General features: G+C 72.1%; 11 protein-coding genes. 2 read left to right on the forward strand and 9 right to left on the reverse strand.

Annotation, left to right across the window (positions count from 1 at the left end; translation table 11 throughout):
* Positions 1-10 precede the first annotated feature (10 nt).
* Positions 11-163 carry a hypothetical protein gene (locus ACFQUZ_RS00075; protein WP_377436549.1) on the forward strand — a complete coding sequence of 51 codons (153 nt, stop codon included), beginning with the start codon at positions 11-13 and terminating at the stop codon, positions 161-163.
* A 62-nt stretch (positions 164-225) separates the two neighbouring features.
* Here ACFQUZ_RS00075 and ahcY read toward each other — a convergent pair whose 3' ends face one another.
* The 9 genes from ahcY to ACFQUZ_RS00120 form a co-directional block, all read right to left on the reverse strand.
* A complete protein-coding gene (ahcY, locus tag ACFQUZ_RS00080) occupies positions 226-1,725 on the reverse strand; it encodes an adenosylhomocysteinase (RefSeq protein WP_377436550.1) in 1,500 nt (499 codons plus the stop codon).
* Positions 1,726-2,123: 398 nt separating this feature from the next.
* Positions 2,124-3,302, reverse strand: coding sequence for a mannose-6-phosphate isomerase, class I (gene manA, locus ACFQUZ_RS00085; RefSeq protein WP_377436552.1), 1,179 nt, complete (start codon positions 3,300-3,302; stop codon positions 2,124-2,126).
* 1 nt (position 3,303) lies between these two features.
* Positions 3,304-4,362: a cation diffusion facilitator family transporter gene (locus ACFQUZ_RS00090; protein WP_377436553.1), complete on the reverse strand. Its 1,059-nt coding sequence runs from the start codon at positions 4,360-4,362 to the stop codon at positions 3,304-3,306.
* Positions 4,363-4,411: 49 nt separating this feature from the next.
* Positions 4,412-5,605, reverse strand: a complete 1,194-nt coding sequence (locus tag ACFQUZ_RS00095; RefSeq protein ID WP_377437454.1) for an SIS domain-containing protein — start codon at positions 5,603-5,605, stop codon at positions 4,412-4,414.
* 26 nt (positions 5,606-5,631) lie between these two features.
* Positions 5,632-5,832 carry a Trm112 family protein gene (locus ACFQUZ_RS00100; RefSeq protein ID WP_377436555.1) on the reverse strand — a complete coding sequence of 67 codons (201 nt, stop codon included), beginning with the start codon at positions 5,830-5,832 and terminating at the stop codon, positions 5,632-5,634.
* A 228-nt stretch (positions 5,833-6,060) separates the two neighbouring features.
* Entirely contained in the window at positions 6,061-7,443 is a 1,383-nt protein-coding gene (locus ACFQUZ_RS00105) for a phosphomannomutase/phosphoglucomutase (RefSeq protein WP_377436558.1), read from the reverse strand.
* A 67-nt stretch (positions 7,444-7,510) separates the two neighbouring features.
* Entirely contained in the window at positions 7,511-8,677 is a 1,167-nt protein-coding gene (locus ACFQUZ_RS00110) for a hypothetical protein (RefSeq protein ID WP_377436559.1), read from the reverse strand.
* A 97-nt stretch (positions 8,678-8,774) separates the two neighbouring features.
* Positions 8,775-10,169 (reverse strand): aldehyde dehydrogenase family protein, encoded by a 1,395-nt coding sequence (locus tag ACFQUZ_RS00115; protein ID WP_377436560.1) that lies wholly within the window; start codon positions 10,167-10,169, stop codon positions 8,775-8,777.
* A 121-nt stretch (positions 10,170-10,290) separates the two neighbouring features.
* Positions 10,291-11,028 carry an endonuclease domain-containing protein gene (locus ACFQUZ_RS00120; protein ID WP_377436562.1) on the reverse strand — a complete coding sequence of 246 codons (738 nt, stop codon included), beginning with the start codon at positions 11,026-11,028 and terminating at the stop codon, positions 10,291-10,293.
* Positions 11,029-11,626: 598 nt separating this feature from the next.
* Between ACFQUZ_RS00120 and ACFQUZ_RS00125 the strand changes: the two genes are divergently transcribed.
* A complete protein-coding gene (locus ACFQUZ_RS00125; protein ID WP_377437456.1) occupies positions 11,627-13,015 on the forward strand; it encodes a GAF domain-containing protein in 1,389 nt (462 codons plus the stop codon).
* Positions 13,016-13,031 lie beyond the last annotated feature (16 nt).

The following is a 13,031-nucleotide window of genomic DNA, read 5'->3' on the forward strand; positions in this document are numbered from 1 at the left end:
GAATGGGCCGATGAAGGCATTCCTGCCGTGGCTCGCCGTCCTCGCCGTCGTTCTGCTGCTCTCCGCGCTCCGGATGCGCACCCTGGCCGCGGCGGTCTCCCTCGGCTGGCTCGCCTACTGCGTGTGGACCTGGGTCCGACCCCGGCGGAACCACTCCGGGTGAGACGGGGAAGAGCCTCCGGTCCACGCCTTTCGCGTTGACCAGAGGCTCTATTCCGCGCGGAATCAGTAGCGGTAGTGATCGGGCTTGAACGGGCCCTCCACCGGCACGCCCAGGTAGGCGGCCTGCTCCTTGGACAGCGTGCTCAGCTTGGCGCCCAGCGCATCCAGGTGCAGCCGGGCGACCTTCTCGTCCAGGTGCTTGGGCAGCACGTAGACGCCGATCGGGTACTGGTCGGTCTTGGTGAACAACTCGATCTGCGCGATCGTCTGGTTGGCAAAACTGTTCGACATCACGAAGCTCGGGTGCCCCGTCGCGTTACCCAGGTTCAGCAGGCGACCCTCCGACAGCACGATGATGGCGTGCCCGTCGTCGAACGTCCACAGGTCGACCTGCGGCTTGATGTTCTCGCGGGTGACGTCCGAACGCTTGGCCAGACCGGCCATGTCGATCTCGTTGTCGAAGTGCCCGATGTTGCCGACGATGGCCTGGTGCTTCATCCGCGCCATGTGTTCGTTGGTGATGACGTCGAAGCAGCCGGTCGCGGTGACGAAGATGTCCGCCTGCTCGACCACGTCGTCAAGCGTCGCCACCTGGTAACCGTCCATCGCCGCCTGCAGGGCGCAGATCGGGTCGACCTCGGTCACCACCACGCGGGCGCCCTGCCCACGCAACGATTCGGCACAGCCCTTGCCCACGTCGCCGTAGCCCATCACCACGGCCAGCTTGCCGCCGATGAGGGTGTCGGTGGCCCGGTTAATGCCGTCGATCAACGAGTGCCGGCAACCGTACTTGTTGTCGAACTTGCTCTTGGTCACCGAGTCGTTCACGTTGATCGCCGGGAACAGCAGCGTCCCATCCCGGTGCATCTCGTACAGCCGGTGCACGCCGGTGGTGGTCTCCTCGGTCACACCCTTGATGCCGGCGGCGATGCCGGTCCACCGCTGCCCGTCCTCGGCAAGCGAGCGGTGCAGCAGTTCCAGGATGACGGCGTACTCCTCGGAGTCGGCCGACTCCACCGCCGGCACCGCCCCGGCCTTCTCGAACTCGGCGCCCTTGTGGACCAGCAGGGTGGCGTCCCCGCCGTCGTCCAGGATCATGTTCGGACCCTGCCCGTCCGGCCAGGTCAGCACCTGCTCGGTGCACCACCAGTACTCCGAAAGGGTCTCCCCCTTCCAGGCGTACACCGGAGTGCCCGCCGGCGCCTCCGGGGTCCCCTCAGGACCCACCACCACAGCGGCGGCCGCGTGGTCCTGGGTGGAGAAGATGTTGCACGATGCCCACCGCACCCGCGCGCCCAGCGCGACAAGGGTTTCGATAAGCACCGCGGTCTGGATCGTCATGTGCAGCGAACCGGTGATCCGCGCGCCCGCCAGGGGCTGCGCCTCGGCGAACTCCCGCCGGATCGCCATCAGGCCCGGCATCTCGTGCTCCGCGAGCCGGATCTCCTTACGTCCGAACGCGGCGAGCGACAGATCCGCCACCTTGAAGTCGCCGTCGGCGAGCGTGGCCGGCCGGGCCTTGGGGGATGCGCCGCCGGACGGCGCCGGGAGGGTGCTGGTCATCGAAGCTCCTGTCGAACGGTTTCGTGCGCGACCTCCCACCATACGCGGGTCACCCTCGATGCTTGGCAGAGGACGGCGCGACGTGACACGCTCCGCGGCGATCCCGCACATATGGACAAGAGCCGGCGCGTCCGGGACCGCGCGGGAGCCCGGTGCCGCTCACCGGCGCGCAGCGGAGACCGGACCGGCACGCAGCAGAGGCCGGACGAGCCGCCCCAGCCAGGCCGGACCGCGTGCCGAACAGCGCGCGGGACGGCCAGCCGCGGGCGGCCTGTCCACCCACTGCTCGGCCGCCCCGCGCATCCCCCCGGTTTGGTCGCCCGCCGGGCGCAGAGCGTTCAGCGAGAGCCGCTCATGCACCAGGCGTACTGATCACACTACCGAGAGTCACTGTCCTGTCAACCAGAACGCGGAAAGTCGGCCACCGAGGCGACGTACGCCTCCCCGTCGCCGTCCACCGACAACGGCCCCGCCACGGCGGCACCGAAGGCCGCCGCACCCGGCCCGAGGTCCACCGACCCGGCGGCGTCACCGACGGTCACCCGACCCTCGGTGCACAGCACCACCCGGGGGCCGAGTGGCTCCAGCCGCACCGGCTCGGCCCCGCCGACCCGGGCCCGACGCAGGGCGAAATCCTCCACCGGCACCGGCCAGGTAACCAGTCCCGGTCCCAGCGGTTCCGGTTTCAGCACCGGGTCGGTCAACACCTCGAAGCGGAGCACCCCGAGCAGTTCCGGCACGTCCACCCGTTTCGGGGTCAATCCACCGCGCAGTACGTTGTCGCTGGCCGCCAGGATCTCCACGCCGCATCCGTTGAGATAGGCGTGCAGGTTTCCGGCCGGCATCCAGATCGCCTCGTCGGGCGCCAGCCGCACCTCGTTGAGCAGCAGCGCGACCAGCACGCCGGGATCGTCCGGATAGTCCCGCGCGAGGCGGCCCACCAGGTCGGCGCGACCCGCGAGCGCCGGCGCGGCGCTGGCCCGTACCGCGGCCCCCACCAGCCCGGCGCGTTCCGACTCCGGCCAGGTGAGCAGCAGCCGCACCGCCTCGGCGAGCCCCGCCACCCCCGTCCGCAGCGCCGCTACCACCGGGGCCAGCGCGTCGAGCCGCAACGCGGCCAGCACCTCGGCGGAGATCGCCGGGTCGCGGAACCCGCACAGCGCCTCGAACGGTTGGAGCGCGACCAGCAGCTCCGGCTTGTGGTACGGGTCGGCGTAGTTGCGGTGGACGCCGGCCACCTCCTCGGCGGCGTACCCGGCTCGCGCCTGCTCGGCGTCCGGATGGGCCTGCAGGGAGAGCGGCCGCTCCGGAGCCAGGATCTTCAGCAGGAACGGCAGGCGCGGCCCGAACCGGCGCAGCACCTCCCCGCCGAGCCAATGCTCCGGTTCCCTTGCCAACAGGTCCGGCAGCGGGATCGGACCAGCCGGCCGGGACACCACGCCGGGGCCTCCGGGATGGGCGCCCAGCCACAGCTCCGCCTCCGGTCCGTCGGCCGGGACCGGGCGGCCCTGGAGCTGGGCCAGGACCGACCGGGACCCCCATGCGTAGTCGCGGATCGGTCCGTGTAACCGCTCCACGTCAGGTACCCGAGGACTCGGCCGCCGCCCGGTCCCGCAGCGGCTCGTCCTCGGCACGCTGCCCCACCACCACGTCGGCCCGGCCGGCCTCCGCACCGGCAGCGCCGGTCCCTGCGTCCACCCCGGCATCGTCCGTACGGGCCTTGTCCACCCGGTAGACGTCCGGCTCCAGGTAGATCACGCGAGCGATCGGGACCGCCTCCCGGATCCTGGACTCGGCGCCGTCGATTGTGCGTGCCACCTCGACGGCCTCCTCGCAGGGCGCGACAGCAATCTTGGCGGCCACCAGCAGTTCCTCGGGTCCGAGGTGCAGCGTCTTCATGTGGATGATCCGCTCGATGTCCGGCTCGGCCAGGATCGCCCGCTCGATTCGGGTGACATCGTCGGCGGACGCGCCCTCGCCGAGCAGCAGGCTCTTGGTCTCGATCGCCAGGATCACGGCGATGATCACGAGCAGTACACCGATCATCGCCGTACCGGCCGCGTCCCAGTAGCCGTTGTCAGTGATCAGCGTCATCCCGACACCGAACAGGGCGAAGATCAGACCGACAAGCGCGCCCAGGTCCTCCAGTAGCACGACCGGCAGCTCCGGCGCCTTGGCCTTGCGTACGAACGTGCCCCAGCTCGCCTTGCCCCGCACCTTGTTGGACTCGACGATCGCGGTCCGGAACGAGAAGGTCTCCATGATGATCGCGGCCACCAGCACGGTGACCGGCACCCACTTCCAACTCTCGATCGGGTGCGGATCGTGCCACTTGTGGTACGCCTCGTAGAGCGCGAAGAGGCCGCCCACGCTGAACAGCACGATCGAGACGATGAACGCGTAGATGTAGCGCTCCCGGCCGTACCCGAACGGGTGTTGCGGGGTGGCGGACCGCCGCGCTCGCTTGCCGCCGAGGAGCAGGAGCCCCTGGTTTCCGGAGTCGGCCACCGAGTGGATCGACTCGGCCAGCATCGACGACGACTGCGTCAGCAGGAACGCGATGAACTTGGTGACGGCGATGCCGAGGTTGGCCGCGAGTGCGGCGATGATGGCCTTGTTTCCGCCGCTGGCGCTCACCGTGTCACCCCTCGTCGGTGTCGCGGGAAGCCCCCCGTGATTCGCTCGTTCACTGGTTCGACAGCTCCTTCATCTCGGTGATGGCGGGCACCGCCATCGGGTCCAACCGGTGAGCCAGCGCCAGATAGACCGACGCGAAGTCAGGGACGGCGGTAAGCGAGGCGAGCCGTTCCAGCGCCGACCCACCCTCGGCGGTCACCACGTCGCACCGCACGCCGCGACGCTCCGCGAGGGTCTGCACCGCGTCGGCGCGCCGCTCCTCGACCGCCGGCGGCTCGTCGGCGTCGTCCGCGGCGTTCAACCCGCCGTCGCGCAACAGGACGACCCGCAACCGGGTCCCGTCCGGCTCGTCGTCCGGGTCGGCGAAGATGTCCCGGGCAGCCTCACCCAGGCCGCCGAAGACCCCGTCCAACAGGCCGACCCGGCCGCGACCGGCCTCGCCGAGCGCGCCGGCCACCACCGGGTAGCGGGCGTTTGCCGACAGCGTGTCACCGAAGCGACGGGCGGCCACCGTGGCCAGCGGGGACGACCCCCAGACGACCGGGATCGAGCCGGCCAGGCCGAGCGCGAGCGACTTGGCCGGGTTGACGAACGACTCGGCGGTCGGCCGGCACCGGTCCGCGTCGGCGTCCAGCCGGGCCGCGGTCTCGGCGAAATCGGCCTCGTTGACCTTGACCAGTCCCAGTGCCCGGGCCGCCAGGAGCACCGGCACGACCAGCCCCCACAGGCTGGCCCGGGCCGGCGCTCGGCGGGGCACCGGCACGAACGGTGCCCGCACCCGGCTGGCCACCGACTGGAGTTCGGAATCGGGAGCGCCAACCGCCACCAGCCGGGCGCCCCGACGGGCGGCCGCCTCGGCGGCCCCGAGCGCCTCCGGGCTGCGGCCGGAGGCGCTGACGGCGATCACCACGTCGGCGGCGCCCACCCAGCCGGGCACGCCCGCGCTGCGGTGCGGGATCACCGGCACCGGACACCGTGGGCCGGCCACCGTGGCGAGCACGTCCCCGGTACGCCCGGCGGTGCCCACGCCCGCGATCACCACCGCCCGCGGCCTGCCCTCGTCGCCCAGCCCGGCCAGGTTCGCCTCGGCGGCCAACGCGGCCGACTCGCGGACCTGCGCACCCGCCGACGCGGTCGACCGGAGCATGCCACCCGGATCGAACTCGGCAAGCGCCGTCGCGTCGTCGAGCAGTGCCTCGTCGGCGACGCGCTGCCCGCTCACCCCGGCGGACCCCTCCATCAGCGTGCCCCTCCAGCCCGCCGGATCATCTACCGCCCCGTCCCGTCGGCCGGCTGAGCCGGACCACCGCGTGCCTCATCGAGCAGGAGCACCGGAATGTCGTCGCGCACCTCGAAGATCCGCCCGCACTCGGTGCAGGTAAGCGTCTGCGCCGAGGCATCGTAGTCCAGCGGGGCGTGATGCGTGTCGGGACAGGCGAGAATGTCGAGCAGCTGCGGGTCGAGGGCCACGGTGCGGCTCCTTCCACATCGAGCGGTGGACGCTGGGGGCAGTGTCCCCCGGCCCAGAGGATCCTAATCACGCCACCCGACGCGGACGCCCCCAGCCGGGACGCTGACGACAGGCACAACGGCCGGTGAGTCGGCCGCCGGACCAGCCGGCGGGTCAGCCGTCGGGTCGGCCGCTGGGTCGGCCGCTGGGCCAGCCGGCGGGTCGGCGCCGGGCCGGTCGGCGCCCGATCAGCCGCGCACCACGGCGAGCACCTCGTCGCGCAGACTCGCCATCCGGTCGGCGGTGGGTGCCTCCACGTTGAGCCGGAGCAGTGGCTCGGTGTTGGACGGACGCAGGTTCGCCCAGGCGCCGTCGGCGAAGGTAAGCGTCAGGCCGTCCAGGTCGTCGGCCTCGGCCTGGGGATAGGCGCGCCGCACCTCGGCAAGCTTGGCCGCCTGGTCCAGCACCGTCGAGTTGATCTCACCCGAGGCGGCGTACCGCTCGAAGGCGCCGGCCAACTCGGACAGCGGACGGTCCTGCTCACCGAGGGCCGCCAGCACGTGCATGGCGGCCAGCATGCCGGTGTCGGCGAACCAGAAATCCCGGAAGTAGTAGTGGGCCGAGTGTTCGCCACCGAAGATCGCGTTGGTCCGGGCCATCTCGGCCTTGATGAACGAGTGACCCACCCGGGCGCGCAGCGGCTCCCCGCCGGCCTCGCGCACGATCTCCGGTACGGCCCGCGAGGTGATCAGGTTGTGGATCACCGTCGAGCCGGGGTGTCGGGCCAGTTCCCGGGTGGCGACCAGGGCGGTGATCGCCGACGGGGACACCGGCTCGCCCCGCTCGTCCACCACGAAACAACGGTCGGCATCCCCGTCAAAGGCCAGTCCGAGGTCGGCCCGGTGCTCCCGGACGGCCGCCCGCAGATCCACCAGGTTCGCCGGATCCAGCGGATTGGCCTCGTGGTTGGGGAACGTCCCATCCAGTTCGAAGTAGAGCGGGACGATGTCGAGGGGCAGCGCGGGAAGCACCGCGTCACCGAGCACGGCCGGCACCGTGTGGCCGGCCATCCCGTTGCCCGCGTCCACCACCACGCGCAGCGGCCGAATGCCGGTCAGGTCGGCCAGGCCGCGCAGGTGTGCCGCGTACGCCGGAAGCAGGTCCCGGCGTTCGCCGGCCGGCACGTCCACCTCGACGCCGGTCGCCTCGCCCTTGTCCAGCAGAGCCTGCGCCCGGTCCCGGATCTCCGCGAGCCCGGTGTCCTGTCCGATCGGCCGGGCCCCGGCCCGGCACATCTTGATCCCGTTGTAGTCGGCCGGGTTGTGGCTGGCGGTGAACATCGCGCCGGGCAGATCCAGCGTGCCGGAGGCGAAGTAGAGCAGATCAGTGGAGCCGAGGCCGATGTCGATGACGGCCATGCCCTCGGCACGCACCCCGGCGGCGAAGGCGGCGGCCAGCACCGGGGACGAGGCCCGCATGTCGTACGCGATGATCACGGTGTCCGGACCGTCCGGCTCCGCCAGCACCTGGGCGAAGGCGGCGCCGAGCGCCTCGGCCTCCCGCTCGCCCCACTGCTCCGGGACCTTGGCCCGGATGTCGTATGCCTTGACGATCTGGGACAAGTCAGACAACGGTTACACTCCTCGCCGCGACGGTCAACCCCCCGAGGGTAGCGGAGCCACACCGGCCCGCCGGGGGCTACTGGGAGCCGCGCTCCGGCTGGTGCGGGAACCTCGGCATGATCACGGTCTGGTCCCCACCGGTAGGCGGCATCGCCCTGGTCTGGTCCCCACCGGCAGGCGGCATCACCCTGGTCTGGTCCCCACCGGCAGGCGGCATCACCCTGGTCTGGTCCTCACCTCGGTGGGGGCGGCCCGCGGGCGGGACGCCACCGGCGGCCTGGGCGCCGCCGGGAGCCGGATAGTCGCTCGTGGCCGGGTAGCCGCCGCCCGACCCGTAGGCGTTACCGCCGTAGGTGTTACCGCCGTACGTGCCGCCGCCATAGGTGCCGCCCGAGCCGTACCTGCCGCCGCCATAGGTGCCGCCCGAGCCATAGGTGCCGCCCGAGCCATAGGGGCCGCCGGAGCCATAGGTGCCGCCCGCAGGGCCGCCCGCCGGGGTCGGCCCGGATCCGGCCGCCTTGTCGGCCCGGTTCCGGCGCAGCAGCAGCACCAGCAACGCGAGGCCGATGACCACCATGCCGACGCCGAACAGGACCGCCGGCCAGGGGAGTCCGCCCGACGGCGCCGTCGCCGCCGCCGGTGCCGCCGACGGGGTCCCCACCGGCCCCACCACCTGTGTGTCGGTGGGCGGCACGGTCGGCGCCGAACTGGCCGTACGGGACGGTGAGGCGGACGGGCGCGCCGTCGCGCCGGTCACCCGCGTGGTGACCGCCTGCCGGGCCAGCACGTCACCGCCGGCGCTACTGGCCTGCCCGATCAGAGTGGCCGTGCCACCCGGCGCGCCGTCGAGGAAGGTGACCCGGAAGCGGACGGCGGCGCTCTTCTTCTCGCACAGCCGTTCCCGCTCCGGAGCGATCGGACTTGTCGCGACGGCCGACGCGGAGCCCGAGACGCCGACCCGCCGCGTGTCGCCGTCGACCGTGGCGTCCACCCGTACCTGGTCGGGAGCGAGGCCGGCCAACCGGATGCCGAGCTGGAGCCGGACGTTGACGCAGCCGTCCTCCCGGCGGTTCACCGACACCACCACCGCACCCGGATTCCCGCCCGCGGTGAAGCTCTTCGGCGCCCGCATGCCGACCCGGTCCGGCTCGTCCGCTGCTGCCGGCGCCGCGCAGACCGCCACGAACCCGGCGAGCACCACGGCGGCCGTCGCCAGCCGTCCCGCACCGAGCCGTCGCATCATGATCCACCTCATCATCGCCAGTCAGTCGCCGGTCAGCCTATCCCCCGCCTACCCGAGCGGCAGGGATGCGGACAGCCGACCGGTGACCAGCGCCACCTCACAGCGGGACGCCGCTGAGCACCAGAACACGGGGCTCGGTGTAGTCGTCCATCGCGCTGCGTACCCCCTCGCGACCCACGCCGCTCGCCTTCACACCGCCGTACGGCATCTGGTCGGCCCGGTAGGACGGCACGTCGCCGACGATGACCCCGCCGACGCGGAGGGCACGGTGCGCCGCGAAGGCGGTGTCCAGGCGGCGGGTGAACACACCGGCCTGCAACCCGTACCGCGAGTCGTTCACCGCGTCAAAGCCGGCGGCGTCGTCGGCCACCGGTTCGACAATCAGGACCGGCCCGAAGACCTCCTCGGTCCGTACGGCGGCGTCAGCGGGCACGCCGGTGAGCACGGTCGGCGGAAAGGTGGTGCCGTCCCGTCGGCCGCCCAGTTCAAGCCGGGCACCGGCGGCCACCGCGTCGTCCACCCAGCGTTCCACGCGGGCGGCCGCCGCCTCGTTGATCAGCGGTCCGACCTCGGTCGCCTCGTCGGCCGGATCGCCCACCCGCAAAGCGGCGACCGCGTCCACCAACCGGGCCAGGAAGCCGTCGTAGAGCCACTCGTGCACGAACACGCGCTGCACCGCGATGCAGCTCTGTCCAGCCTGGTACGCGCCGAATGTGGCGATCCGCCGGGCCGCGAAGTCGAAGTCCTCGTCGGCGGCCCAGTCCTCGCAGATCAACGCGGCCGCGTTACCACCGAGTTCCAGGGTGACGTGCTTGTCCGGCACCATGCGCCGGATCGCCTCGCCGACCCGGTCCGAGCCGGTGAACGACACCACAGGCAGCCGGGGATCGCGTACCAACGCCTCGGCCCGGTCGTCCGGCACCGGCAGCACGGCGACCATCCCGGCCGGCAGGTCGGTCTCGGCCAGGATGTCGCCGAGCACCAGCGCCGACAACGGGGTCTTCGGTGCCGGCTTCACCACGATCGGGGCACCCACCGCCAGCGCCGGGGCCACCTTGTGGGCCACCAGGTTGAGCGGGAAGTTGAACGGCGTGATGCCCAGCACCGGACCGCGCGGCACCCGCCGGACCAGGGCGATCCGGTCGGTGCCGGTGGGATCGGTGTCCAGCCGCTGCAGCTCGCCGGAGAACCTGCGAGCCTCCTCGGCTGCCCACCGGAACGTCGAGACCGCCCGCCGCACCTCGATCCGGGCCCAGCGGATCGGCTTGCCGCTCTCCGCCGTGATCAGCTCCGCCAGTTCGACGGACCGCTCGGTCAGCCGGCGGGCCACGTGGTCCAGCGCGCCGGCCCGAACGTGCGCCGGCAGTCCGGCGGCCGTCCCACTCGCCCGCGCCGCCGCGGCCACCGCCCGCTCCACCTCGTCGGTGGTCACCGCCCGAACGCGGTCAACCTCGCTCCCGTCGTACGGATTGACCACCACCAGTTCATCCACCCGCGCAGGCTACCCCGCCCCCTTTCGCGGATCTTGCACTTTGGGCTGTCGTTACGGGTGTTTGATTCCTTTCGCGGGGACCCAAAGACCAAGATCGCGGGTGGGTTGGGGCAGGCACGAGTCACCGGGAGGCAGCGAGGGCCGCGCGGACCAGGGCCACGATGTAATCCGGCCTGCGGTACAGGTCGCGGTCGGTGAAGTACCGCATGGTCCAACCCCTGGCGTCGAACCAGTTGGACCTCTCCCGGTCGTACCGCAGGCGATCCCGGTCGAGATGTGACATCCCGTCGTACTCGACGCCCACCCGGCGCTCCTCATAGCCGAGGTCGATCCGATAGCGGCGGTTGCCCCAGTCGTCACAGACCCACACCTGAGGTTCCGGAGCCGGCAGCCGAGCGTCAATCAACACCAGTCGCAGTTGGCTCTCCTGCCGACACTCGGCCCGCCCGTCGGCCAGCGGTACGAGTTCACGAGCCTGCCTGACCCCCCGGAGTCCGCGATGCCGGTCCACCTCGGCGTGGAGCCCGTCGGGCGTCACGAGGTCGCTTCTCAGCGCCGCGTCGAGGACCGGCAACGCGTCCAACCTACGCACTGTTCGGGCCAGGTCGACAGCGCACCGGGCTGGCGGAACGCACGGAATGCCACGCACCATGACCGGCTCCGGCAGCGGCAGCACTCCGTGGTGGACGATCAGACCCGGCAGGCGGGGCCGCGAAACGTCGGGTGGAAGCTGGATGTGGACCGCGTCCTCGCGCAGCACCCCAAAACCGAACCGTCGGGCCGCGCTCAGCCCCGCCAGCACCGCCACCTCCGGCAGGCAGAGGAACAGGGCCCGCAGGTCAACCTCGTCATCAGGCATCCGATCGGCGTAGACCCCCCGACGGACGCGATACAGGTCGCCGCGCCCGACCCGCATCCGTACGGCCATTCGCCCGGCGGACTGTACTAGCTCCCGCCCGCGCCATAGTCCCCGATCCATGGGTGTGTAGATTGCCAGCCGAGGGCAGACCGCCGGACGGTCAACGCGGTCGCCTGTGGACTACCAGACCGGCTGTGGACAACGCCCATCGCCACCCCTGATGTGCTATCGCATCGAAGCCCGCACACCACCCCAATCCCTCGTTGATCTTGCAGTTTAGGTTGCGGCAAAACGGGATCAGAGCCACTAATTGCCAACCAAACCCGCAAGATCGACAGAGGTGGGGGTGGGTGGGTGGGTGGGTGGCAATCCAGCGTGAGCTGCGTCACGATGGTTGGTGATGGCGGATCCCTGGCTGGCACTGGAGGTCGGCGCCGATCCGGTTGAGCGGATGGCGCGAATCGGAGCCGCCCACGAGGCGTTCCTGGCCGGCCGCTCAGCCGACGGCACCGCCGGCAGGGCCACCGATGGCGGCACCACCGACGGCATCATCCGCAGCGCCGACGGATCTCGTCCTGGCTCGGTCCGGCGCGCATCGATGTCACAAGCCTTCGAGGGCGCGCCCGACCACGCCGCCAACGGCGCGGTGGACAGCGGACGCGCTCCACAGCTTCGGGTACGGGACGTGGTGGCGGCCTCGTGGCGCCGTTCGTTGGGTGCCCGACTCGACCCGGACACCACCGCCCCGATCGAGCTGACCGACGACTCACTGGCAGCGTACCGGGCCGACCACCCGCTGGCCCGGGTGTTGCCGCTGGTCCGGGATCTGCTCGGCGGCGTCACCCAGGACGGCGCCCACCTGATGGCGGTCTGCGACGCGGCCGGCCGGCTGCTCTGGGTCGAGGGCCACCCCGCGGTGCGCCGGCAGGCCGAACGGATGAACTTCGTGCCGGGCGCCCGGTGGGACGAGGGCCACGCCGGCACCAACGCGCCGGGCACCGCGCTCGCCGAGGACCACAGTGTCCAGATCTTCGCCACCGAACACTTCAGCCGGCCGGTGCAGCGGTGGACCTGCGCCGCCGCCCCGATCCACGACCCGGCCACCGGCCGGCTGCTCGGCGCCCTGGACATCACCGGCGGCGACCACCTGGCCAACCCGCAGAGCCTCGCTCTGGTACGCGCCACCGCCCGGGCCGCCGAGGCGTACCTCGCCACGATCCGGCCCCCGGCTGGGAACTGGCCCTCCCCCGTTACCGGGACAGGATGGCTGGGCAGCGCGGACACCGGGCCCGAAGGGCCGACCGGGATGGGCGCCGGCGGACTGGTCCGCGCGCTCGGCCGGGACACCGCTCTGCTCAGCACCGGCGGGCGGCGGATCCGGCTCGGCCGCCGGCACAGTGAACTCGTGGTGCTGCTGCTCAGTCACCCGGAGGGTCGCACCGGTGAACAGCTCGGCCTCGACCTGTACGGCGACGGCCGGTGGACCCCGGTGACGCTGCGCGCCGAGCTGTCCCGGCTGCGCCGCAACCTCGGCCCGGCCCTGCTCGACTCCCGCCCGTACCGGTTGCGGCCCGGCCTGGACGCGGACTTCCTGGCCGTCACCCGGCTCCTCGACGCCGGCCGGGTGGCGACCGCCGTCGAGGCGTACCGCGGTCCGCTCCTGCCCGCCTCCGACGCACCGGAAGTGGGCCGGCTGCGCCGGCTGGTCGACGGCCAACTGCGGGCGGCGGTGCTCGCCGGCGCGGACCCGGCGGCGCTGGCGGCGTGGGCGCGGGCACCGTGGGGCGAGACCGACCTGCGGGTGTGGGAGCGACTGGTGGCCGTGCTGCCGCTCGGATCGCCGCACCGACCACTGGCCGCCGACCGGGTGCGACAGCTCCGGATGGAGTACGGCCTGCCGGCCGACCCCGGGCGACAGTGGCCGCCGCGCCGGCCCCAGCGCGTCGTCGCCACCGATGCAACGTGGCTGCAACGTCCTCGTCACTAACGTCGCCGGGACACGC

The organism is Plantactinospora sp. GCM10030261 (assembly GCF_042666615.1).
In the GTDB taxonomy this organism is placed as follows: Bacteria; Actinomycetota; Actinomycetes; order Mycobacteriales; family Micromonosporaceae; genus KBS50.